Raw genomic sequence first — 23,802 nt, 5'->3', positions numbered from 1 at the left:
CAGCCATGTCAAAGAGTGCCAGGAACGTCGACTTCACCTTCTCGGACACCATTGCGGGACAGGTGTCCGGCTTCGACAGCAAGGCCCGTGTCTTCTCCGTGGTCACCGCCGACGGCCGGTCCTTCGACGTCAGCCTCGACGGTGGTCCCAGCGCGGAGCTGCTGCACAATCTGGGTGAGCCTTATCAGGACGCCACGAGCCATGTCGACGAACTGCTCACCCAGGACGCCTTCGTCCTCGCCCACGGCATCTTCTATCCCCACAGCGATACGCTGCGCTTCGAAGCCAAGCGGCTGATCTTCGTAGGGCGCGGCCCCGAGGACTTCCGCTTCGAAGAGGCGGGCTGGTGGATCCGGCAGATCAAGGAGATAGCCGGCTTCTACCGCAAGGCCCAGTTCGGCGACGGTCCCGTCGACTTCGGGGACTATCGCACGGAGATCCGGCTCGGCGGCGACAAGACCGCAAGCCACGTCCAGGAGACGGACACCATCTCGCGGCTCGTCTACGGCATGGCCTCCGCCTTCCTGCTCACCGGTGACGACGAGTACCTGGAGGTCGCCGAGCGCGGCACCGAGTACCTGCGTGAGCACATGCGGTTCGTGGACACGGACGAGAACGTCGTGTACTGGTACCACGGCCTCAAGGTCGACGGTGACGTCGAGACGAAGCTGTTCACGTCCGAGTTCTCCGACGACTACGACGCGCTTCCCGCCTACGAGCAGATCTACGCGCTGGCCGGGCCCGTGCAGACCTACCGGATCACCGGTGACCCGCGGATCAAGGCGGACGCGGACGCCACCATCCGGCTCTTCGACCGCTTCTACCTGGACCCCGAAGAGGGCGGCTACTTCTCGCACATCGACCCGATCCTGCTCAGCCCCCACCACTCCTCGCTGGGGCCCAACCAGGCACGGAAGAACTGGAACTCGGTCGGTGACCACGCGCCCGCGTACCTGATCAACCTGTACCTGGCGACCGGTGAACAGAAATACGCCGACATGCTGGAGTACACCTTCGACACGATCGTCGAGCACTTCCCCGACCTCAAGAACAGCCCGTTCGTGCAGGAACGATTCCACAAGGACTGGTCGCACGACACCACCCACGGGTGGCAGCAGAACCGCGCGGTCGTCGGGCACAACCTGAAGATCGCCTGGAACTTGATGCGCATGAATGCCCTGCGCCCCAAGGACGTCTATCTGCAGACGGCCGTCTCCCTCGGCGAGTCCATGCCCGAGGTCGGCAGCGACCGCCAGCGGGGCGGCTGGTACGACGTGGTGGAACGCGTCAAGGCGGACGGCGAGGAAAGGTTCCGCTTCGCCTGGCACGACCGCAAGGCATGGTGGCAGCAGGAGCAGGCGATCCTCGCCTATCTGATCCTGCACGGCGTCACCGGGCGTGTGGACTTCCGCTCCGAGGCGCGTGACGCCCAGTCGTTCTACAACGCGTTCTTCCTCGACCACGACGAAGGCGCCGTCTACTTCAACACCATGGCCAGCGGCCTGCCCTACCTCCTCGGGGTGGAGCGCCTCAAGGGCAGCCACTCGATGTCGATGTACCACTCGGCCGAGCTGTGCTATCTGGCGGCCGTCTACAACAACCTGCTCGCCAACGGCAAGGCGATGGACCTCTGGTTCAAGCCCGACCCCGCCCTGGTCGAGGACCGCGTCCTACGGGTCGCTCCCGATCTGCTGCCGGCCGGAGCCGTGCACATTGCGGCCGTGGAAGTCGACGGTGAGGAGCACACCGATTTCAACGCGCAGGCCCTGACCGTCCGGCTGCCCGAGACCTCGGGCCGGGTCAAGGTCAAGGTCCACCTCGAAGCCAACTCCCGCACGGAGGTGACGGGATGACTGTCAAGGTCAGCTCGCAGGTGCTCGCCGGTGCCACCGTCGTCGCCCTGGAGGGCGAGATCAACTCCACCACCTCCGGCCAACTGCAGTCCCAGCTGCTGCCGTTCATCGGGCAGGGCTCCGTGGTCCTGATCGACCTCACCGGGATCTCGTACATCTCCAGTGCCGGCCTGCGCACCCTGCTCATCGTGCACCGCCACGCCCAGCAGCTGGACGCCGAGATCACTCTGGTCGGTCTCTCCGAGGAGGTCTCGTTCGTCATGTCCGCCACGGGGTTCCTGGAATTCTTCAGGATCGCCGAGGACCTGGACGCCGAGCTGGAACGTGCGGGCCGATGAGCACACAGGACGTCCAGGAGCGCATCGACGCCTTTCCGACGCACCGGATCGGCCCGTACCCGGTCAGGGCGGGCCGGCCCTTCCCGTACGGCGCCACCCCGGTGCCCGGCGGTGTCAATTTCTCGGTCTACTCCGACGGCGCGACCACGATGAGCCTGGTGCTCTTCGAACGAGGCGCCACACAGCCCAGTGCCGAACTGGAGTTCCCGCCGGATTTCCGCATCGGCAGCGTGTACGCCATGACGGTTTTCGGGCTCGACGCGGAGAACCTGGAGTACGGGTTCCGCGCCGACGGCCCCTTCGACCCGGAGCACGGCGACCGCTTCGACGCCGCCAAGGTGCTCAGCGACCCCTACGCGCGCCTGGTCTCCGGGCGCGAGGTGTGGGGGCGCGAGCCCGACTGGGACAACGTCTACCACTACCGCGCACAGGTGCTGAACGACGACTTCGACTGGGGCGGCGACCGGCCGCTGCGCATTCCCGCCGAGGACCTCGTGATATACGAGACGCACGTCCGCGGCTTCACCCGGCACGCCTCCTCGAAGGTGTCGGCGCCGGGCACGTATGCCGGAATGCGGGAGAAGATCCCGTATCTGCAGGAGCTGGGCGTCAACTGCCTGGAACTGCTGCCCGTGTTCGAGTTCGACGAGCTGGACAATCCGCGCACCGATCCGGTGACCGGTGAGCGGCTGCACAACTACTGGGGCTACAACACCGTCTCGTTCTTCGCACCCAAGGCGGGCTACGCCGCCACCGGCCCCTTCGGCATGCAGGCCGACGAGTTCAAGTCGCTGGTCAAGGAGTTGCACAAGGCCGGGATCGAAGTCGTACTCGACGTGGTCTTCAACCACACGGCCGAAGGAAACGAGCAGGGTCCGACCATCTCGTTCCGTGGTCTCGACAACGCCACGTACTACATGTTGACGCCGCGCGGCGAGTACTACAACTTCAGTGGCACCGGCAACACCGTCAACTGCAACCACCCCGTGGTACGGGACTTCGTGCTCTCCTGCCTGCGCCACTGGGTCGCCGAGTACCACATCGACGGGTTCCGCTTCGACCTCGCGGCCATCCTCGACCGCGCTCCGGACGGCACCCCGCTGCCCAACCCGCCGCTGCTCGAACAACTGGCGCACGATCCGATCCTGCGGCACACGAAGCTGATCGCCGAGGCCTGGGACGCGGCCGGGCTGTACCAGGTGGGCAACTTCCCCAACTACGGCCGCTGGTCGGAGTGGAACGGAAAGTACCGCGACACGGTCCGGCGCTTCGTCAAGGGCGAGCCGGGACTGGTCGGTGAGCTGGCGACCCGGATGGCCGGCTCGCCCGACCTGTACCAGGGCCGGACCTCGTCCGCGTCGGTCAACTTCATCACCGCCCACGACGGATTCACCCTGGCCGACCTGGTCTCGTACAACGACAAGCACAACGAGGCCAACGGCGAGAACAACAACGACGGAGCCAACGACAACAACAGCTGGAACTGCGGAGAGGAGGGGCCCAGCGCCTCCTCGCACGTCCGCGAGCTGAGGATGCGGCAGATGAAGAACCTGCTGACCATCCTGCTGACGAGCCAGGGCATTCCGATGATCCTGGCCGGCGACGAGGTCGGCCGCACCCAGCTCGGCAACAACAACACCTACTGCCAGGACAACGAGCTGTCCTGGTTCGACTGGGGGCTTGTCGAGGCCAATGCAGAACTCCTGGAATTCGCAAGGATGTTGATCGCCTTCCGGCACTCACACCCGGTACTGCGCACCAGCGACCACCCGACCGGTATGGACCGGGTCGGCAGCGGCTATCCCGATGTCAGCTGGCACGGTGTCCGCGCCTGGGCTCCGGACTGGGCCGACCACGGCCGGGTGCTCGCGATGATGCGGTGCGGCAGGCACGCCAAGGGGGGCAGCGTGGCCGACGACCACGTGTACGTCGCCGTGAACGCGCACTGGGACGCGCACGACCTGGAGTTGCCCGCCCTGCCCGACGGGCAGCGTTGGCACCTCTTCGCCGACACGGGCACCGCTGTTCATCCCCTCGGTGCCGAGCCGGAGCTCCAGCACCCCGGGCGCTTCCACCTGGGATCCCACTCCGCGGTCGTCCTCGTGGGACGCGCGGCTCATCAGACGACCGCTTGACCCAGAAGGAGAACCATCGTGGCTTTCGACGTGAGGCTGAGGATCAACGACAAGGTCGCCACCATCGAACTCGAGGGTGAGCTGGACGCCTCGACGGCAGGCGAGTTCCACGACACCGTCGGCCAGGCGGCCGGGGCCGGCGCCGTCGAACTGGTCATCCGCGCCGAGCAGCTCGGCTACCTGTCCAGTGCGGGCCTGCGCTCCCTGGTCTTCGCCCGCCAGAAGATGGGCGACGAGGTGCGCATCGCCATCGTGGGCGCGTCCGAGCCGGTGGCGCGGACCATCCGGCTCGCCGGATTCGACCACAGCATCGATCTCGTGGACGCCTGAAGGGACGAACCGAGATGACGTTCGACTTCGAGGCCGCAGGGGCCGGAAGGGCAGCGGGCGTTGCGCAGGCGCCCGAGTGCGGCAGGGCGAACGCACTCCGTGTTCCCGCGACGATCGATTCGCTCGAGCCGGTATCCGACTTCGTTCTCGGCCTGGGCAAGCAGGCCCGCCTTCCGGAGAGTTCTCTGTACCGGTTCCGCCTCGCCGCCGACGAACTGGCCACGAACATCGTCCTGCACGGATACCGCGGCGAGCCCGGTGAGATCACCGTGGACGGCGGGATCGACCCGGGCGAGGTATGGGTCCGCTTCCAGGACGACGCCCCGGCGTTTGACCCGAGGCAGGGCATGCGGGCGCCCGCGCTCGACATGCCGCTCGCGGAGCGGCAGATCGGCGGCCTGGGCGTTTTCCTGGCGTTCACAGCGGTGGACACCTTCGAGTACGAGCTCGTCGCGGGGCGCAATGTGAGCACCCTCGTGATGCGCCGGCCGGCAGTGGAGTAGACGAGGCGGAGATGGCGCAGACGAAAGTGCTGATACTGGATGAGCGGCGGGACGTTCCAGCGGGGTTGTCCAAGGCGCTGGACGCCGTGGGCGCCGAGGCGCACACCTGTACACCGGGCGACGTACTGGCGGCGTCGCCCGGCCGGATGCCGGTGGTGACCGCTCTGCTCGCGAACGCGACGTTGTCGCCCCACACCGTCAGGTCGGTGGCCCGAAGGCTGGCGGACGAGGGACAGCAACCCACCGTGGTGGCGTACGCGGAGCACGATCTGCACCTCCTCGACAGCCATGTACGCGCGGGCTCGGACTATCTGCTCCCGCCGTTCCATCCCGTCCTGGTGGAGGCGCGGCTGCGTGACTGCCATCAACACGCCGAGCTCAACCGGAACATGGAGGAGGTCGCCGCACACGCTGAACTGCTCAGCTATGAGCGGGAGCTGGAGATAGGCCGGGAGATCCAGCTGGGGTTCCTGCCGGACTCGCTGCCCAGTCCCGACGACTGGGACATCCGGGTGCGCTTCCGGCCCGCGCGGACCGTGGCCGGGGACTTCTACGATGTCTTCGAACTGGTCAACCGGCGTCGGCTGGCCCTCGTCGTGGCCGATGTATGCGACAAGGGGGTCGGCGCGGCCCTGTTCATGGCGCTCATCCGCTCGCTGCTGCGACACACCGCGGAGCAGAGCGGCCTGCAGAACCTCATCGCGGCGGACCTCATGGGGGAGGAGCCCGGTGGGGCCGAGCACACGCGGGCCATTCCGGTCGTGGGCGCCACCCCGCTGCTGAACGCGGTCGTGGGCACCAACAGCTATCTGACCCGCAACCACATCAAGCAGGGGTACTTCGCCACCATGTTCTTCGGCGTCCTGGACCCGATCACCGGCAACCTCGTCTACATCAACGGCGGACACAATCCACCCGTCCTCGTGAGCGGAAGCGGTGCCGAACCGGTGCTGCTCCAGCCGACGGGGCCGGTCGTGGGCGTCATGCCGGACTGCACCTTCTCGCTGGGGTACACGCAGATCAGCCCCGGGGACACGCTCTTCATCTACACCGACGGGGTCACCGAGGCCCGCTCGGAGACCGGGCGCTTCTTCGGCGAGGACCTCCTCATCCAGCAGCTGACCGAGGCCACCGTGCGCGGCGAGGAGCTGCTCGACCACATGGACGGCGCGCTCAGCGGGTTCGTCGGCCAGGCCGAACAGTCCGACGACATCACGATGCTGGCCGTGCACTGGCAGGCGCCGGCCGCAGCCGTCGACTGACCGGCACCGCTCACCGGCCGGCGTGCCCACTCTCAGAAACCGTCAGGTGGAGAACATGTCGCAGATCATCACGGTGCACTCCTACCGAGGGGGCACCGGCAAATCCAGCACGGCCGCCAACCTCGGGTTGCTGCTGGCCTCCTCGGGCCTGCGGGTCGCTTTGGTGGACACCGACATCCAGACACCCGCTCTGGACGTGATGTTCGGCGACGTGGCGGCCCCCGCTCGGCGCTCGCTCACCGATTACCTCATCGGCCGCTGCGAGATCGAGGACGCGGCGTACGCCATCGATCAGACCGTCGGGCACGACGGGTTCTTCCTGGTTCCGGCCAGGAGCCAGGCCACGGGGGTCAACGAAATCATGGGCCGTGGCTATGACGTGGGCCTGCTGCGCGAGGGCTTCGACCGGCTCATCGACACCCTGGCGCTCGACGTGCTGCTGCTCGACACGCATGCGGGCTTCAACAACGAGACCGTGACCGCGATGGCGAGTTCGGACGCGCTCGTCGTCGTGACCCGCGCCGACCGCCTGGACCTCGCGGGTGCCAAGGAGACGACGGCCCTGGCAAGCCGGCTCGGGTTCGGCGCCATGAGCATCGCCGTGAACATGGCCCCCGACGGTGCCGTGGGCGACCGCCTGCGCGGCGATGTGGAGACCGCGTACAACACCCGCATCACCACTGTGCTGCCGTACGCGCCCGAGATGGCGTTGCTCGCCGGGGAACGAGTGTTCTCCACGGCGTACCCGCACCATCCGCTGGTGTCGGGATACCGCCGGATCATCTCGGAGGTCAGCAACGGGACCACCGCGATCCGACGCTGACCGCGGCCGCCGACCGACGCGAACCGCTCGCACCACCGAGCACCTACTGTCCAGCGACCGCACCCCGGTGCGAGGAGGCACGAGCACTATGGAGGGCAAGCCCATGCAGCGCGACGCGACGCGCCCGACCGCCAAAGCCGCACCGCCGGCCGCCGGGCCGATGGGCCGACGGGGATCCGAGCCAGGTGTGGGCCGTATCCCCATCGTGGACGTGTCGCCCCAGGTGGACGGCGGCCGCACCCCCGCCCGCGCCATACCCGAGGAAGAGTTCGAGGTCTCGGCCACCGTCTTCCGGGAAGGGCATGACGCGGTCGGCGCCGGCGTCGTGCTCACCGATCCCCACGGCAATGCGGGCGGCTGGATCCCGATGCGCCTCGTGGCCCCCGGGACGGACCGCTACACCGCGTGGATCACCGCCGGACGGGAGGGCGACTGGACCTACCGGGTGGAAGCGTGGACAGACCCCTGGGCAACGTGGCGCCAGGCCGCCGAGATCAAGGTTCCGGCCGGGATCGAAAACGAACTGGTCCTGGAGGAAGGCGCGTTGCTCCTGGAGGAGGTGGCCGGCACAATCCCGGCCGACGGGGCAGGGCAGCTGACCGAGGCGGCCAGGCTGCTGCGGGACGGGCGCCTCGACGCGCAGGAGCGGCTCGCCGCTGTCACCGGTTCTCCCGTGACCGCCCTGCTCGCCGCCCACCCGCTGCGCAGGCAGCTCACCCGCTCGCCGGAACTGCCGCTGCGGGTGGACCGGGAACGCGCTCTGTACGGCGCGTGGTACGAGTTCTTCCCCCGCTCCGAGGGGGCCGTCGTCCCCGCGGCGGTGGACGCAGTGGCGGAGCCTGTGCGGTCGGGCACTCTGCGGACCGCGGCCAAGCGGTTGGAGGCCGTGGCGGACATGGGCTTCGACGTGGTCTATCTGCCGCCGGTCCATCCGATCGGTACCACCCACCGCAAAGGCGCGGGCAACTCGCTCGAGGCGGGCCCGCACGATCCCGGCTCACCCTGGGCGATCGGATCGGCCGAGGGCGGACACGACGCGATCCACCCGGACCTGGGAACCCTTGAGGACTTCGACCACTTCGTGGCGCGCGCCGGTGAACTGGGGCTCGAAGTGGCCCTGGACTTCGCCCTCCAGTGCTCCCCCGACCATCCGTGGGTCACGGAGCACCCCGAGTGGTTCCGGCACCGTGCCGACGGTTCGATCGCGTTCGCCGAGAACCCGCCGAAGAAGTACCAGGACATCTACCCGATCGACTTCGACACCGATCCGGACGGACTGCACACGGAGTGCCTGCGCGTGCTGCGGCACTGGATGGACCACGGAGTACGAATCTTCCGCGTCGACAATCCGCACACCAAGCCCGTCGCATTCTGGGAACGGCTGATCGACACGGTGCACGCGAGCGACCCCGATGTGATCTTCCTCGCCGAGGCGTTCACCCGCCCGGCCATGCTGCACGCCCTGGCGCGCGTAGGGTTCCACCAGTCGTACACGTACTTCACGTGGCGCAACTCCAAGGACGAGGTGGAAACCTACCTCGCCGAACTGGCCGGCCTCGGCGGCGAGGAGAGCTCGGCCTACCTGCGGCCCAATCTCTTCGTGAACACACCCGACATCCTCAACGCCTACCTCCAGTACGGCGGCAGGGCGGCCTTTGCGGCGCGTGCGGTGCTCGCCGCGACGGCCGGTCCGACGTGGGGCGTGTACGCCGGGTACGAGCTGTACGAGAACGTGCCCATAGGGCCCGGAAGCGAGGAGTACCTGGACTCCGAGAAGTACCAGCTGCGTCCTCGCGACTGGGCGGGTGCGGAGACCGCGGGTGACTCCCTGGCCCCCCTGATCCGTGCGCTCAACGACATCCGGCGTGCCCACCCGGCCCTGCACCAGTTGCGCAACCTTCGCTTCCACCGCACCGACAACGACGCGGTGATCTGTTTCTCCAAGCGGGCCGCCGGGGGCGACTGGGTCCTCGTCGTACTCAACCTCGACCCGCACGAAACGCGCGAGGCGACGGTCACCCTCGACCTGCCCGCGCTGGGACTGGAGCGCTCGGAGACCTTCGAGGTGCGCGACGCCCTGTCGGGCGAGAGCTACCGCTGGGGCCGCGACAACTACGTACGCCTCGATCCACAGCATCGAGTGGCCCACATACTCACGGACGGGACTTCGCAGTCGTGACCACCGCACAGCGCCCAACGGCCCTGGCCGTCACCCCTCTCGAGCGGCTCACCACGGGAGACCTCAGTGATCCGCACGCGCTGCTCGGCCCGCACCCTGCCGCCGAGGGCGTGACCGTGCGGGTGCTGCGGCCGCTCGCCGACCAGGTGTGGCTGACCGCGCCGTCGGGCGAGCCGCTGGCGGAACTCGAGCACCAGGGCGAGGGGGTGTTCGTGGGCAGGTTGCCGGGCACGGTCGTTCCCGACTACCGGGTGCGCGTCCACTATGGCACCGACGTGTTCGACTACGACGATCCCTACCGCTTTCTGCCCACCCTCGGTGAACTCGACCTGCACCTGATCCGCGAGGGCCGGCACGAGCAGCTGTGGCAGGTGCTCGGGGCCCAGGCGTGCGAGCACGAGTCCGGCTGGGGCACGGCCGCCGGTACGGCGTTCGCCGTGTGGGCCCCGAACGCCCGTGCCGTGCGTCTGATCGGCGGCTTCAACCACTGGGACGGCAGGACCCACCCGATGCGCTCGCTCGGCGCCGGCGGGGTGTGGGAGCTGTTCGTCCCCGGCGTCGGCGAGGGCTGCCGGTACAAGTACGAGATCCTCACCCCGGACGGCCGCTGGATCCAGAAGGCGGACCCCCTCGCCACCTCGGCGCAGGCGGCACCGGGCACGGCCTCCATCGTCTTCCGCTCCCGCCACGCCTGGGGTGACGACGCCTGGATGGCCCGGCGCGGCGAACGCACCGTGGACCGGGCCGCCATGAGCGTCTATGAGGTACACCTGGGATCGTGGCGGCCGGGCCTCGGATACCGCGAGCTCGCGACCGAACTGCCCGCCTACATCAAGGCGTTGGGCTTCACACACGTCGAGTTCATGCCGGTGGCGGAGCATCCGTTCGGGGGCTCCTGGGGCTACCAGGTGTCCTCGTACTACGCCCCGGCGGCAGGCCTCGGAAGCCCCGATGACTTCCGGGCCCTGGTCGACGCGCTGCACCGGGCGGGCATCGGCGTCATCGTGGACTGGGTCCCCGCCCACTTTCCCAAGGACGACTGGGCCCTGGCCCGCTTCGACGGGACCGCGCTGTACGAGCACCCGGATCCGCGCCGCGGAGAACACCCCGACTGGGGGACGCTCGTCTTCGACTACGGGCGCAACGAGGTGCGCAACTTCCTCGTCGCGAACGCGGTGTACTGGTGCGAGGAGTTCCACATCGACGGCCTGCGGGTCGATGCCGTCGCCTCCATGCTCTACCTCGACTACTCGCGCGCCGACGGCGCATGGCTGCCGAACGTATACGGCGGCCGCGAGAACCTGGAAGCGGTGGAGTTCCTCCAGGAGATGAACGCCACGGTGCCCCGGCGCTGCCCCGGAGTGCTGACCATCGCGGAGGAGTCCACGGCCTGGGACGGCGTCACCCGGCGCACCGACCACGGAGGGCTCGGCTTCGCCCTGAAGTGGAACATGGGCTGGATGCACGACTCGCTGTCGTACATGGCCGAGGACCCGGTGCACCGGCAGTACCACCACCACTCCATGACGTTCCCGATGGTGTACGCGTACGCGGAGAACTACACCCTGCCGATCAGCCATGACGAAGTGGTGCACGGCAAGGGTTCGCTCCTGACGAAGATGCCTGGCGACCGCTGGCAGCAGCTGGCCAACCTGCGCGCCTTCCTCTCCTTCATGTGGGCATTCCCCGGCAAACAACTCATCTTCATGGGGCAGGAGTTCGCCCAGGACACCGAGTGGTCCCACGACCGCGGCCTGGACTGGTCCATCCTCCGGCACGGCTCGCATACGGCCGTGCGTGACCTGGTGCGCGACCTCAACCTCAGCTACCTCGACGACCCGGCGCTGTGGAGCCTCGACACCCGGCCGGAGGGCTTTCGCTGGATCGACGCGGACGCCGCCGAGGACAACGTCTACTCCTTCGTGCGGCACGGAGAGGGGGGCGAGTTGCTGGTGTGCGTCTTCCACTTCCAGCCCACGGTCCGGCGCGACTTCCGCCTGGCGCTGCCGGAGACAGGCCACTGGACCGAGGTGCTCAACACGGACGCGGCGCAGTACGGAGGCTCCGGGGTCACCAACCCCGGGCGTATCCACGCCGTTCCCGAACCCCGGCAAGGCCTGCCGGCCAGCGCGAGCGTGGTCCTGCCGCCGCTGGGCGGCGTGTGGTTCCGCAAGCAATGACGCAGCCTGCAGCATAAGGAGACACCATGCCTGCTCCCCGCCTGAGGACCACCCCGTTGCCCGGCATCGGGGTGCAGTACGAGCTCACCACGCGGCGGCACGACACGCTGTCGGTGATCGCGCACCGTGACAGCAAGCGCACCCTGAACGTGCATCACGACGACGATCCGGACTCGGCGGGTATCTCCCTGGTGCTGACCGGCGCGGAGGCCCTGTCCCTCGCCGACGCCCTGCTGCCCGGCCACAACAACCCGAACCTGCTGCACACCAGCGACTTCGGGCTGCTGGCCGAGCAGGTCACCGTCACCGGCACCTCGTACTGGAACGGGCGCACCCTGGGGGAGACGAGGATGCGCACCGACACCGGGGCCTCCATCGTCGCCGTCATGCGCCGGTCCCACGCGATCCCCTCACCAGGACCCGACTTCCGCCTGCACGGGGGCGACATCGTGATCGTCATCGGTACCCGGGAAGGTGTGGACGGCGCCCACGAGATCCTCGAGCGGGGCTGATCACGTGCACTCCGCAGTCTTTCTGATCGAGTTCGGTGCGGTCGTGCTGGCGCTCGGCCTGCTCGGCCGCTTCGCCGTACGCCTCAAATTCTCACCGATCCCGCTCTATCTGCTGGCGGGACTGCTGTTCGGCGCGGGCGGCGTCGTCCCGCTGGGCGGCAGCGAGGAGTTCATCGAGGTCGGCGCCGAGATCGGCGTCGTGCTGCTGCTCCTGATGCTCGGTCTGGAGTACACGGCGGCCGATCTCGTCGTTCACCTCAAGACCCACGCCCCCGCGGGAGGGGTCGACTTCCTGCTCAACGCGGTTCCCGGAGCTGCCGCGGCGCTGCTGCTCGGCTGGGGGCCGGTGGCCGCCGTGGTGCTCGCGGGCGTCACCTGGGTCTCGTCGTCCGGCGTCATCGCGAAGGTGCTCGGCGACCTGGGCCGGCTCGGCAACCGGGAGAGCCCGGTCATCCTCAGCATCCTCGTTCTCGAGGACCTCGCCATGGCGCTCTACCTGCCGATCCTGACGGCGGTGCTGGCCGGTTCGGGCTGGCTGGCGGGCGGGCTGACACTGGGCATCGCACTCGCCGCGGTCGGCACCGTCCTGCTCATCGCGGTGCGCTACGGGCGGGTCATCTCGCGTTTCGTGTCCAGCGACGACCCGGAGAAGCTGTTGCTCGTCGTCCTGGGTACGACGCTGCTCGTCGCCGGTGTCGCCCAGCAGTTGCAGGTCTCGGCGGCAGTGGGTGCGTTCCTCGTGGGTATCGCCCTGTCCGGCGAGGTGGCCGAGAACACCCATCATCTGCTGATGCCGCTGCGGGACCTCTTCGCCGCGGTGTTCTTCGTGTTCTTCGGTCTGAGCACCGACCCCAGCACCATCCCGTCGGTGCTGCTGCCCGCGCTCGCGTTGGCGGTACTCACCATCCTGACGAAGATCGGTACCGGGTACTGGGCCGCCAAGCGCGCCGGCATCGCGGAACGTGGCAGGTGGCGGGCCGGCGGCGCCCTGGTCGCGCGGGGCGAGTTCTCCATCGTCATCGCCGGACTCGCGGTCTCCGCCGGTGCGGTCGACCCCTCCCTCGGGCCGATGGCCACCGCGTACGTCCTGCTGCTGGTTGTCATGGGCCCCCTGGCGGCCCGCTTCACGGAGCCGATCGCGCAGCGGATCATCCTGTGGCGCGGCAAGGAGTATCCCGCGGCGAGTCCCGGACGGCGGTCCATGGCGCCCCGCCCGGCCGAGCCGGAGCCCACGGCCGCAGCATCCGAATGATGCCGTGGCCGGGGCCGGTCTCCTCCCGAGGCCGAAACGGAAGCTTCCCCACCATGCGGAACTTCGTCCATCACCTACCAAAGTCGCCGTCTTCCCGTAGGTGATCTCAGACTCAACCACACTCCCTGACAGTGCAGTTCACCACGGTCTTTCCGTTCCGTTCACAACATGGGGCCCTTCGGGGCCCCAACTCCGGTTCGGATCCAGCCATATGGTCCTCGACGCCCGCCGGGGCACGCCCGGCGTCTGCGTAGTTCCGAAACGAGGACCCATGGATCTGACATACGCCTGCCGACGGTTCACCGCCTGCGCTCTCGCCCTGGCCTCCGTACTCGCCGTCGGGATCACGAAACCGGTCACCGACGCCCGCGCGGACGCCTCAGGTGCCCAGGCCCTGACCGTCACCCGGGCCATCGCTCTGCCCGGCAGCCAGGCCTATCCGGAAAGCATGGCCACCGACCCGAGAACCGGCGACCTCTACGTCACCTCGTTCTCCACCGGAGCGGTCTACCGCGCACCCGCCGACCAGAGGGAGGCCACTGTCTTCCTGCCCCAAGGGACGGACGGCCGGACCCAGGCCATGGGCACCGAGGTCGACACGCACGGCCGGCTCTGGGTCAACGACGCGGACGGGGTGTCGGTGTACGACACGGCGAACAGCAGGCGCCTGGCCCGCTTCCTCAGCCCGACCCCCGGCAAGTCGCTGCTCGACGACATCGACCTGACGCCCGACGGCACCGCGTACGTCACCGACTCGCTGCTCCAGCTCGTCTACCGCCTGCCCGCCACCACCATCGAGGACACCATCGCCTCGGGGGGCACCGCCACCCTGACCACCGGGTTCGACCTGAACGACGTCGTCGCCCCCCACCCGGAGGGTGCCATCACCCTGAACGGCATCGAGTCGGACGCGACCGGCACGTACCTGATCACTGCGGACATGGCATCCGGTGACCTGTTCCGGCTCGAACCCGCCACCGGGGGCGTCCGCAAGCTGACGGTGACCGGCGGCAGTCCCATCTCCGCCGACGGCCTGCTCTGGGAGAAGGACCAGTTGTGGGCCGTCCAGTTCGGCTCGGACGGCATCAGCCGGCTCACGCTGTCCGCGGACCGCACGTCCGCGTCCGTCGCGAGTCACGTCACCGACCCGGCCCTAGAACACCCGACGGCGCTCATACGCAAGGGCGCATCCCTGCACGTGCTCCGCTCACAGTTCGGTTCCGCCACCCTCGACCTGCCGTTCTCGGTGGCCCGGGTGAGCGGTATCTGAACGACGAAGCCCGTTGCCGCGGCGCCCGAAGACGCCACGGCAACGGGCCCGGCCGGTTCCGTCGACAAGAGACCCAGGCACTCCTGGGACCTCGGCGGTGAGCTCAGCTCAACTGCCAGTGGAAACGGGCGTGTTGTCGCTCGCGGCAGCCGGTGCGGAGCCGGTCACCGGGGCCTGGGCGACAGGCACCTTGAGGAACCGGGTGGCCCATACCGCGGGCAGTGCGAGGACAGCGAAGACCAGCGCGGTCAGCGGGACGTCATCGACACCGAAGGAGGCCAGGGCCCAGCCGCCGACCGCGGCGCCCGAGGCGACACCCACGTTCGCGGCGGACGCGCCCAGAGTGGCGGCCAGATCGGCGCCCTCCCCGGCCAGCGAGATGACGCGCAGCTGGAGCGACGGGGTGACACCGAAACCGACGATGCCCCAGACCGCCAGGGCCACACCGACCAGCGGCGGGCTCTCCCGGAAGAAGTACAGGCCGAGCAGGCCCACGATGAGGACGCTGTTGCCCACGAGCAAGGTCCGCGAGGCGTTGATGTCGGCGAAGCGCCCGCCCGCGAATGTGCCGATCGCGCTGAACACGCCGAAGATCATCAGGAAGACGCTCACCATGGCGCCCTTGATGCCGGTCACGTCCTCCAGGAACGCCGCCAGATACGTGAAGGCGATGAACTGCGAGCCCATGAGCAGCACTTCGGCCCCCAGCATGGCCAGCACTCGGGGGTGGAAGGCGTGTTGGACCTGGGAGCCCAGGCCGCCCGAGCCGCTGCTCGCGACGGACGGCACCCAGATCATGATCACGGCGAGGGCGATGAGCCCGAGGACGGCCACACCGGCGAACGTGGCCTGCCAGCCGAGGTTCTGGCCCAGCAGGGTACCGAGCGGCACACCGAGCACCGTCGACACGGAGATGCCGCCGAAGACCAGGCCGACGGCCTGACCGCGGTGCTCGGGGGCGACCAGACCGGTGGCGACGGCGGAGGCCGCACCGAGGAACAGGCCGTGCAGGGCACCACAGAGTACGCGCGCGACGACCAGCAGGCCGAAGACCCCGGCGAAGACCGCGGCGAGGTTGCCGAGGACGAAGACGACGAGCGCTCCGCACAGGAGAGTGTGGCGCGGCACCTTGATGGTCGCCGCTGTGACGATCGGGCCGCCGATGGAGATGCCGAGCGCGTAGGCGGTGACCAGCAGGCCCGCCGTGCTCAGCGAGACGTCCAGATCGTCGGCGATGAGATTGAGAACGCCGACGATGACCAGTTCGGCAGTGCCGATGACGAAAGCGCCCAGGCCGAGGGCGCCCAGGGCGAGCTTGTTGCGGGTCTCGCCGGGCCCCGATGCGGTGGCGGAACTCATGGGAGAGCCACTCCTTGGGAAGGGGACGGAAGCAGGGTGCGAAGGCGCGGTCAGGCGTACTGCAGGTTGAGCCTGGCTATACGACCGTCGCGGACGTCGAACTCGTAGTTGGCCTCGAAGCCGCCGGTGCCGCCGGGGGCGAAGCGCACGAGCAGCGTCGTGCCGTTGCTCTTGGGGGTGTTCTTCAAAACGGTGAGCTTGCCGCCGATGACCTCGTTGCGGGCCCAGTCGCGGATCGCGTCGTGACCCGTGAACTTCCGGTCCACATCGATGAGTTGAGCATCAAAATGGAATGCGTACACCAGCGCCTCGAGGTCCTTGTCGGCCACGGCGTCGACATAGGCCTGGGCGGCGGGGGCCACTGCTGTGTCCTTCCGGTCTTCGTTCACGGTGTCGTCGGGGGCCTGCTCGGTCGTCCCCTTCGTCGAGTCCGGTCTCACGGCCTGCTGGGTGGTGCCCGGTGGGCTGTCGGCCTGCTCGGAGCCTTCAGAGCAGCCGGCCAGCAGCAGGGCGGCCAGAGCGAGGGCAAACATCAGGGGGCGGTACGGCACGGCGGTCTCCTCGGGGTGACGGCAGGTCAGGCGTAGCGCAGGGTGATCCGGGTGATCACGTCGTTCTCGACATCGAACGTGTAGCGGGCCCGGAAACCGGCCATGAACCCCTCGGGGTCGAAGTGCAGCAGCACCGTGGGGCCTTCGGGTCCGGTCGTGGTGCGCAGGACGGTGAGCCTGCCGCCGATGACCTCGTCGCGGGCCCAGTCCCTGATCGCCGCGCGGCCGAGGAAGCTGCGCCCGGTGTCGTTGACGGTGGCCTGCGGTGCGAAGACCGTGACCAGGGCGTTCACGTCCCGGGAGTCGACAGCGTCGACATAGCCGCGCACGGCCGGTTCCAGCGCGGCCAGGGCCGCCGGGTCGTGCTCGTCGGGGGTGTCGCGGGCGGCTTCCCTCGCCGCGGCGCGTACGTAGTCGCTGGCCGCGACCGTTACGGCGAGGACGAAGACGACAACAGCCGTCACGACCGCAACGAAACGGACCGCGGTCACCAGTCGATCCTTCTGCGGTTGCGGAAGAACCCCCCGGTGGGCCCGGAGTCCGGCAGGCGCGCCAGCCAGGTCACGGTGTCGGCGCCCTGCTCGACGCTGGTCGGCGCCCCACGGCCCCCCATGTCGGTACGGACCCAGCCTGGACAGACCGCGTTGATCTTGACGGTCTGCGGCACCGCGGCGGACACCACCAGGGTCAGCGCGTTGAGCGCAGCCTTGGAGATGCCGTAGGCCGCCGGGGACGGCACGTTCTCGGTGAGGGCGCCGAGCCCGGAGGAGATGTTCACCACCCGGCCGTAGCCACGCTGCGCCATGCCGGGGCAGAACGTCTGGCAGGTGTGGAACGCTCCCATGAGGTTCACGTCCAGGGCTCGGCGCATGATGTCCTCGTCGAGCGAGAAGAACGAGACGGTCGGGTAGATTCCGGCGTTGTTGACCAGGACATCGACTTCGACCTTGTCGTCGGCCAGCCGCTCCGCGCATGCCGCGACGCTCTTGGCATCGGTGACATCCAGCTCCTCCACCCGGATGCGTGGGCTGCCCAGCGTGCGCGCGGCCGCCCGGCCGCGCGCGAGATCACGCGCGGCCAGTACGACGTCGAGGCCGGCCAGATCCAGCTGACGGACGGTCTCGAGACCGATGCCGCGGTTGGCGCCCGTGACGAGAGCGGTGCGGTTGCGTTGCCGGTTCACGTTCTCGAACTCCTCGCCGCGGTCAGACCTTGTAGCGCTGCTTGACGTCCTCGGCGAATCCGAGGTAATCGCGCAGCGGCCAGACGGTCTCGAACTCCAGGTACTCCCGCATGGGGAGCCGGCCAAGAGCGGTGCGGTCGAGCTCCTCGGCATCCGGCGAGTCGATGATGGCGATGACACGCTTCTGCGCGGCGACCTTCCAAATGCCCACGCAGAAGCCGGAGTCCACCGTCTCCTGAGCGTGCGCGGCTTCGTCCTGCTCGAGCTCCCACAGCTCGTCGAGGGTGATGCGTCCCTCGTGCTTCCACTTCATCTGGACGTAGAACAACATGCTTCAACTCCGTATCTGTGGACGGCTGTTGGACGCTGGGCAGTCAGCGGGCGCTGCGGGAGCGGATCAGCTCGGTGAGCGCGTGGTCGGCGCCGAAGACCTCGACGGCAAGGTCGAGCGGTGTCTTGCCGTCGTGGCCGAGGAGGTCGAGCCGGGCGCCGGACTCGACGAGCGTGCGTGCACAGTCCTCGTAGCCGTGCCACAGCGCGTCGTGCAGCGGGCTGTAGCCGTTGGTCGCGCCCTGGTAGTCGAGGTCGATACCGTCCTGGCGGACCAGGTCGGCGGTGATGCCGGCGTGACCGTTGTAGACGGCCTTGTGCAGCGGCACGGCGCCGAAGGTGGGCTCGACGGCGTTCACGTCCGCACCTGCCGCGAGCAGCAGGCGCACGATCTCGTCGTGACCGTCGCGGCAGGCCACGAGCAGCGGGGTGTGACTGTCGTTGAAGCCGCTCAGGTTGGGGGAGCGCTCGTCGACCGGGGCGCCACCGGCGAGCAGCTTGCGCACCCGGTCTGTGTCGCCCTCCGCGGTCGCCGCCATCAGTTCCTGGTCGGCCACCGCGCGCTCGTCCCCGGCCTGACGGGCGTTGAGGTGTTCCTCGGCCTTGAGCAGCTTGTCCTTGCCGAACGTGTTGACGTTCAGCTCGTACGCGAAGTGCTGCTCCAGCGAGAAGCCGTAGTGCGTGTAGACCTGCAGCGCGGTGCCCTGGGCCAGCAAGTACTCGGCGATGTCCGGGTACTTGTACCAGAGAGCGTCCATCAGGGCGGTGTGCCCGGTGGTGGGTGCCACCGCGTCCACGAAGGCACCGGCTTCGACGAGAGCCTTCACCACCTCGACGCTGCCGCCCTGGCAGGCCTTGTGCAGCGCGGTCGCGCCGGCCCGGGTGTCGGCGGTCAGGACATCGGCACCGCCTTCGATCAGGGCACGGACAGTGGGAGCGTCCGCCTGCCCCGCCGCGATCATCAGGGCGGTCAGCCCGGTGTCGGGCTCGCGGTGGCGTGCGTCGGCGCCGGCCGTGAGCAAACCGGTGACCCGTGTGGTGTCCCGGTTCCGTACTGCGGCGATCAGCTCGGAACTCATCAGGCGGCCTCCTGCCCCGACGTGTCGCCCCGCAGGGCCCGGATGATCTGCGACGGGTCCGTGTAGGACTTCCAGCGCACGATCTTGCCGTCGCGGACCGTCAGCCACTGGATGAACTCGATCTCGAACTCGACGCCGGTGCCCCGCACGGTGGACATCTCGTGGATGACCCCCGCCGCCTGGTCGCCGTCGACGACCAGGTTCACCAACTTCTCGAAGCGGACGTCCACGGCACCGGTGAAGATCTTCAGGGTCTCGAGGACAGCGTCACGGCCGCGGTAGCTGCCGATCCACTTCATGTCGTCGTTGTAGCCGGGCACCGGCGTGTAGTTGATCCACTCGACGTCCTCGGCGAGTGTGTCAAGGGCGGTTTCGAAGTCGCCCGATGTCAGTGCGTCGAACCACCGCTGAACGACTTTCCTGGTTTCTTCCGTGGCGTTGCTCATGAACTCTCCTAGAAATGGAAGGAATCCCAGGGAAATCCTGAGTGAGATGCTCAGGAGCCAGCAAGAAATGGGTGGTTGACTTTCTGATATCGCCGCTCAGGAATCGGCGGACTGAGCCTGCGCGGCGCGGGCGAGCAGATGCTGGTTGCCGTCGGCCCAGGTGGCCGTCATCACGATGCCGTTGATCCGCCAGCCGTCCGCCGTGCGCTCCAGGTCGATGCGGTAGGTGCCGCCGAGCGTCCACAGCGGGCCGCCGTGGTCGTTGGGCATGCGGTGGGTCGCCTGGAACATCGCGGTCGTGACAGCGGTGTCGCCCTGCACGTCGACCAGGAAGTTGCTGAGTAGGTGCTGGGTGGCGGCAAAGCTGCCGAGCAGGCCCGACCAGGCGTTGACCAGGTCCTTGCTGGACACGGGTCCCGGTTCGCCGCCGTTGAGGCTGGTGTAGTCGAGCATGATCTCGTCGCTGAAAACATCCCCCAGCGACTCCCACTCGCGCTGGTCGATGTACCAGCACATGCGGGTGCACGTCTCGATGATGTCCAGCCGATCGGCCACAGAACTCATGGAGTTTTCTTCTTTCATTGATAGAGGTGTGCCATCTTCTTGGTCCAGCGATGGTCGCTGAGCAGGGCGGCGCCGATGAGGACACCGAGCAGTACGACTTCGGACACTGCCGTTCCGAAATGTCCCACGGGAATTGCCGTGACGGCGAGCAGTGCGGCGGTGAAGTGGAAACGCTGTGGACCGATCTTCAGAATTCCGTGGAACCAGGCAATGCCGCCGAGATACAGCGCGACACCACCGGCCAGCGCGACGGACGGGGCCACCGCCAGCGGTTCGTAGGGGTGCACGATGGTCTTCTTGACGGCCGCCGCGATCAGGATCAGTCCGAGCAGCATCGGTACGTGGGCGTAGAAGAACGCGGCGAGAGCCAGCCGCGAGCGCTGGACCGCGTCCTGCCGCTCCAGGGCGAGTTCGGCCCGCCGGGCCTTCTCCGACTCATCGAAGTACACCCACCACAGACAGGCCGGGATGACGAAGATGAGGACCGCCGTGGTCACGACCGACGGCCCGGCCTGGCCGCCGTTGGTGCCGATGCCGAGCGCCAGGAACGAGTCTCCGAGCGCGATGATCATGAGCAGTCCGTGCCGTTCCACGAAGTGGCCCGGTTTCAGCTCGAAGCCCGACACACCCGTCACCACCGGCGCGGTGATCTCCAGTGCGACGGCTGCGGCCCACAGTGCGTACACGGCCCATCCGTCGAGGAAGCCGGCGCCGATGATGAGGAGCGCGCCCAGTGTGTGGAACGGCGCGATGCGCAGCATGTTGCGGGCTGCTCCCGGGCCGCCGAACGCGAAGAGCGCGGCATGCACGGTGACGATCAGCAGGTACCCGATACCGAACGCGACGCCGTCCCCGTGGAAGGCGTTGGGCGTGGCCAGGCCGATGACCAGAAAGGAGGCCATGCCGAGCAGCAGCAGGATCCGGTGGTGCCTGCGATGAGGCGGAAGGTGGTTGGTGAGCCACGCGTATCCGCCGTACATCCACCACAGGAGCCAGAAAATCAGAAGTACTTGAATGACTCCTCGCAGCGTCATGTCCCGGCTGAGCACCCGGGCGAGTTGCGTGAAGTTGAAGACGAACGCGAGGTCGAAGAACAACTCCAGGGTCGTGACCCGGGCCTCGCTTTTCGGGGCGGCATCCACGGACAGCGCAGCAGACCCCCCGGATTCCATTGCCCCGCTCTCGGACAGGGAGCTGTCGTGCGTGGACCTCGAATGCTCCGGGACGCCTTCTACATGGTGCGCGGAAGTCGTTTGAGACATGTCTGCGAAGGTAGCGGCGGCAGAGGTGGTCCGGTCAACGAAATCAAACACACATCATGAAGTCGGGGCACGGGGCCTGTGCGGTCAGCGATCCAGCACGGAGCTGTAGACGGCGTGCGCCCGCTCCGCTGCCACGTCCCAGCCGAATTCCTTTTGCGCTCGCGCCAGGCCGGCCGCGCCGAGCCGGGCGGCGTGCTCCGGGTCGGCGAGGAGCTGGTTCACCGCGGCCGCAAGGTCGGAGGCGAAGCGTCGGGGGTCCAGGGGTGTGCCGCTGCCGTCCTGCTCCTGCTCGATGGGCACCAGAAGTCCCGTCTCGCCGTCCGCCACGACCTCCGGGATGCCGCCCGTCGCGGTGGCAACGACTGCTGTGCTGCAGGCCATGGCCTCCAGATTCACGATGCCCATCGGTTCGTAGAGAGACGGGCAGACGAAGACGGACGCATGGGTGAGGAACTGCAGGAGGGAGGTCCGATCGAGCATCCCGTCGATACGGACGACTCCGTCCCGCACCCGGCGCAGCTCGTCGACCAGCGCCACGGTCTCGGCTCCGATCTCGGGCGTGTCGGGTTGCCCGCAGCACAGCAAGATCTGGGCGCGGGGATCCAACTCAAAGGCTGCATGCAGCAGTTGTGGCAGTCCCTTCTGCCGGGTGACGCGGCCGACGAACAGGACGATGGGCCGGTCGGGGTCCACCCCGTGCCGCTCCAGCGCCGCGGTGCCGTGGTCGGGACGGTATGCCCGGGTGTCGATGCCGTTGTGGACCACGTGCACCCGCTTTGGATCCACGTCGGGATAGACGCGGAGGATGTCTTGACGCATGCCGTGTGACACGGCGATCAGCGCGTCGGCGCTCTCCAGTGCCGAACGCTCCACCAGGGACGACAACGCGTAGCCACCGCCCAGCTGTTCGGCCTTCCAGGGGCGTAGCGGTTCGAGGCTGTGGGTGGTGGCGACATGGGGGATGCCGTGCAGCATCTGCGCGAGCCGGCCCGCCGCGTTGGCGTACCAGGTGTGGCTGTGGACCAGGTCCGCTCCCGCGCATGCCGCGGCCATCTCGACGTTCACCCCGAGCGTACGAAGGGCGGGGTTCTGCTCTCCCGGCAGCACGGGTTCCGCATAGGCGGTCACGTTCTGCGCGTCGCGCGGCGAACCGAAGCAGCGCACGTGCAGATCGACCAGTGCGCGCAGTTCCTCGGCGAGTTCAGCGACATGGACACCGGCCCCTCCGTATATCTCCGGAGGGAATTCCTTGGTGAGCAGATCGACGCGTATTCGGGACGAATGAGCGGGCTGCTGCACATGCATGGCGACTTCCTGAGGTCCGTGGACGGTGACGGGCTTCCAGCACCGGCCGCGGCGCCGACTGCCTTGAAAATAAGGCAAGTTGGGCGCCGCTCTGGCAGGTCCTCCACTCAGGCTACTGAAACTTGGCCGCCGGGGATCCTCGATACCCACCACGGGGACGACGGAGACAAGTCGGCCACTGCCGAATGGCGCGGATTGCGGCTCTGGTGTGCGGCGCCCATCGGCGCAACATTCGAGAATGGTGGCAAAACCCTGAAACAACGGCTGCGCGTCCTGCGCTCTCGACGGTGACGCGCAGTCTGCCCCTCGTTCGTCGAAGAGGCGCGTGCCGGAGGTAAGTGCTCCGGGCCGAACGGTTCTTGCGGCCAGGGCACCAGCGCCCGGTCCCGGCCGATGCGCACCAACCAGGAGAAGGAGGCGCCGCGCGGGCAGCCCCTGGGCTCGTAGTCCGGCCATCCCGTGCAGTTCACCCGCGCTCAAGGAGGGCCGGACCGGATCGCGGACTTCTCGCCGATCCCGGCGATGTCGATGGCTTCGCACGCCCTCGGAGGGACGCGGCACACCTAGACGGAGGAAGGCGGCATGATCACGGGCCAACCCCGCTCCTGAGCAAGCCTGCTGCTGTCTGCGCTACAGGCAATGACGCGCGGGTTGCCGACGACACTGAGCAAACCTGTCCCGGCGCACAGGTCCCCGTAGCCGAAGCAACTGACCGGGTCGATACACAGGCGGGTCATGGCTTCGACGACCGTCGTGCACTTGTCCATGTCGCAGGTGGCGGACGGGGGAAGCCGCAAGAGGGTCCCCTCGGTGGACATCCGCTCCGGCAACCGCCGGTGGGCATCCACGACCAGGACGACAAGGTCCCCCTTGGCCCGGTGGTCTTCGAGCGCATCCCGAATGGCCACATCCTCGTTCGGAGGGCGTTCTGGATGGGTGAGGTCGAAGAAGGCTGCACGCCGCATCGGTCGGAACATGCCCCACTCCTGTCTCGAACCCGCATGCGCTTGCAACCAGCCCAAATCCTTCATGCGGTACTTGCAGATTCACCGTCACCCTGACAGCCGCGCGAAAAGCACTGCCGTC

General features: G+C 68.2%; 23 protein-coding genes. 12 read left to right on the top strand and 11 right to left on the bottom strand.

Annotation, left to right across the window (positions count from 1 at the left end; translation table 11 throughout):
- Positions 1–5 precede the first annotated feature (5 nt).
- The 12 genes from NRF20_RS01070 to NRF20_RS01015 all read left to right on the top strand — a co-directional run bounded on the left by NRF20_RS01070 (position 6) and on the right by NRF20_RS01015 (position 14,637).
- Positions 6–1,853, top strand: a complete 1,848-nt coding sequence (locus tag NRF20_RS01070) for an AGE family epimerase/isomerase (RefSeq protein WP_398633601.1) — start codon at positions 6–8, stop codon at positions 1,851–1,853.
- Positions 1,850–2,191, top strand: a complete 342-nt coding sequence (locus NRF20_RS01065; protein ID WP_398633602.1) for an STAS domain-containing protein — start codon at positions 1,850–1,852, stop codon at positions 2,189–2,191. The genes NRF20_RS01070 and NRF20_RS01065 overlap by 4 nt, the downstream gene beginning before the upstream one ends.
- Positions 2,188–4,326 (top strand): glycogen debranching protein GlgX, encoded by a 2,139-nt coding sequence (glgX, locus tag NRF20_RS01060; RefSeq protein ID WP_398633603.1) that lies wholly within the window; start codon positions 2,188–2,190, stop codon positions 4,324–4,326. Before NRF20_RS01065 ends, glgX begins: the two co-directional genes overlap by 4 nt.
- An 18-nt stretch (positions 4,327–4,344) precedes the next feature.
- A complete protein-coding gene (locus NRF20_RS01055) occupies positions 4,345–4,656 on the top strand; it encodes an anti-sigma factor antagonist (protein ID WP_398633604.1) in 312 nt (103 codons plus the stop codon).
- Positions 4,657–4,670: 14 nt separating this feature from the next.
- Entirely contained in the window at positions 4,671–5,159 is a 489-nt protein-coding gene (locus NRF20_RS01050; protein ID WP_413751787.1) for an ATP-binding protein, read from the top strand.
- Between the two features lie 11 nt (positions 5,160–5,170).
- Positions 5,171–6,421 (top strand): PP2C family protein-serine/threonine phosphatase, encoded by a 1,251-nt coding sequence (locus tag NRF20_RS01045; protein ID WP_398633606.1) that lies wholly within the window; start codon positions 5,171–5,173, stop codon positions 6,419–6,421.
- Positions 6,422–6,476: 55 nt separating this feature from the next.
- On the top strand, positions 6,477–7,244 hold the full coding sequence (locus NRF20_RS01040; RefSeq protein ID WP_413751786.1) for an AAA family ATPase: 768 nt from the start codon (positions 6,477–6,479) through the stop codon (positions 7,242–7,244).
- A gap of 160 nt (positions 7,245–7,404) precedes the next feature.
- Positions 7,405–9,423, top strand: coding sequence for a maltotransferase domain-containing protein (locus NRF20_RS01035; RefSeq protein ID WP_398633642.1), 2,019 nt, complete (start codon positions 7,405–7,407; stop codon positions 9,421–9,423).
- Positions 9,420–11,603 carry a 1,4-alpha-glucan branching protein GlgB gene (gene glgB / locus NRF20_RS01030; RefSeq protein ID WP_413751785.1) on the top strand — a complete coding sequence of 728 codons (2,184 nt, stop codon included), beginning with the start codon at positions 9,420–9,422 and terminating at the stop codon, positions 11,601–11,603. The genes NRF20_RS01035 and glgB overlap by 4 nt, the downstream gene beginning before the upstream one ends.
- 26 nt (positions 11,604–11,629) lie before the next feature.
- The gene (locus NRF20_RS01025) at positions 11,630–12,115 is read left to right on the top strand and encodes a cation:proton antiporter regulatory subunit (protein WP_398633609.1); all 486 of its coding nucleotides are present in this window, start codon (positions 11,630–11,632) and stop codon (positions 12,113–12,115) included.
- Positions 12,116–12,119: 4 nt separating this feature from the next.
- Entirely contained in the window at positions 12,120–13,367 is a 1,248-nt protein-coding gene (locus NRF20_RS01020; RefSeq protein WP_398633610.1) for a cation:proton antiporter, read from the top strand.
- A gap of 271 nt (positions 13,368–13,638) precedes the next feature.
- Positions 13,639–14,637: an SMP-30/gluconolactonase/LRE family protein gene (locus tag NRF20_RS01015; RefSeq protein WP_413751784.1), complete on the top strand. Its 999-nt coding sequence runs from the start codon at positions 13,639–13,641 to the stop codon at positions 14,635–14,637.
- A 108-nt stretch (positions 14,638–14,745) separates the two neighbouring features.
- Here NRF20_RS01015 and NRF20_RS01010 read toward each other — a convergent pair whose 3' ends face one another.
- The 11 genes from NRF20_RS01010 to NRF20_RS00960 form a co-directional block, all read right to left on the bottom strand.
- A complete protein-coding gene (locus tag NRF20_RS01010; RefSeq protein WP_413751783.1) occupies positions 14,746–15,996 on the bottom strand; it encodes an MFS transporter in 1,251 nt (416 codons plus the stop codon).
- 50 nt (positions 15,997–16,046) lie between these two features.
- Positions 16,047–16,547, bottom strand: coding sequence for a nuclear transport factor 2 family protein (locus NRF20_RS01005; RefSeq protein ID WP_413751782.1), 501 nt, complete (start codon positions 16,545–16,547; stop codon positions 16,047–16,049).
- A gap of 26 nt (positions 16,548–16,573) precedes the next feature.
- Positions 16,574–17,038 (bottom strand): nuclear transport factor 2 family protein, encoded by a 465-nt coding sequence (locus NRF20_RS01000; RefSeq protein WP_398633614.1) that lies wholly within the window; start codon positions 17,036–17,038, stop codon positions 16,574–16,576.
- Positions 17,035–17,730, bottom strand: coding sequence for an SDR family NAD(P)-dependent oxidoreductase (locus NRF20_RS00995; protein ID WP_398633615.1), 696 nt, complete (start codon positions 17,728–17,730; stop codon positions 17,035–17,037). Before NRF20_RS00995 ends, NRF20_RS01000 begins: the two co-directional genes overlap by 4 nt.
- Positions 17,731–17,752: 22 nt before the next feature.
- Positions 17,753–18,061, bottom strand: a complete 309-nt coding sequence (locus tag NRF20_RS00990; RefSeq protein ID WP_161304493.1) for a muconolactone Delta-isomerase — start codon at positions 18,059–18,061, stop codon at positions 17,753–17,755.
- 43 nt (positions 18,062–18,104) lie between these two features.
- A complete protein-coding gene (locus NRF20_RS00985; RefSeq protein ID WP_398633616.1) occupies positions 18,105–19,139 on the bottom strand; it encodes an ankyrin repeat domain-containing protein in 1,035 nt (344 codons plus the stop codon).
- A complete protein-coding gene (locus tag NRF20_RS00980; RefSeq protein WP_413751781.1) occupies positions 19,139–19,585 on the bottom strand; it encodes a nuclear transport factor 2 family protein in 447 nt (148 codons plus the stop codon). The genes NRF20_RS00985 and NRF20_RS00980 overlap by 1 nt, the downstream gene beginning before the upstream one ends.
- Before the next feature lie 96 nt (positions 19,586–19,681).
- Positions 19,682–20,149 carry a nuclear transport factor 2 family protein gene (locus NRF20_RS00975; RefSeq protein ID WP_398633618.1) on the bottom strand — a complete coding sequence of 156 codons (468 nt, stop codon included), beginning with the start codon at positions 20,147–20,149 and terminating at the stop codon, positions 19,682–19,684.
- A 14-nt stretch (positions 20,150–20,163) separates the two neighbouring features.
- On the bottom strand, positions 20,164–21,321 hold the full coding sequence (locus tag NRF20_RS00970; RefSeq protein ID WP_413751780.1) for a low temperature requirement protein A: 1,158 nt from the start codon (positions 21,319–21,321) through the stop codon (positions 20,164–20,166).
- A gap of 174 nt (positions 21,322–21,495) precedes the next feature.
- Positions 21,496–22,716, bottom strand: coding sequence for a glycogen synthase (glgA, locus tag NRF20_RS00965; RefSeq protein ID WP_398633620.1), 1,221 nt, complete (start codon positions 22,714–22,716; stop codon positions 21,496–21,498).
- 563 nt (positions 22,717–23,279) lie between these two features.
- On the bottom strand, positions 23,280–23,747 hold the full coding sequence (locus NRF20_RS00960; protein WP_398633621.1) for a hypothetical protein: 468 nt from the start codon (positions 23,745–23,747) through the stop codon (positions 23,280–23,282).
- Between the last annotated feature and the right edge of the window lie 55 nt (positions 23,748–23,802).

The organism is Streptomyces sp. R-74717 (genome assembly GCF_047305335.1).
Lineage (GTDB): Bacteria > Actinomycetota > Actinomycetes > Streptomycetales > Streptomycetaceae > Streptomyces > Streptomyces atratus.
The sequence above is the reverse complement of the archived record's forward strand: the minus strand, read 5'-3'. Positions and strand labels throughout refer to the sequence as shown.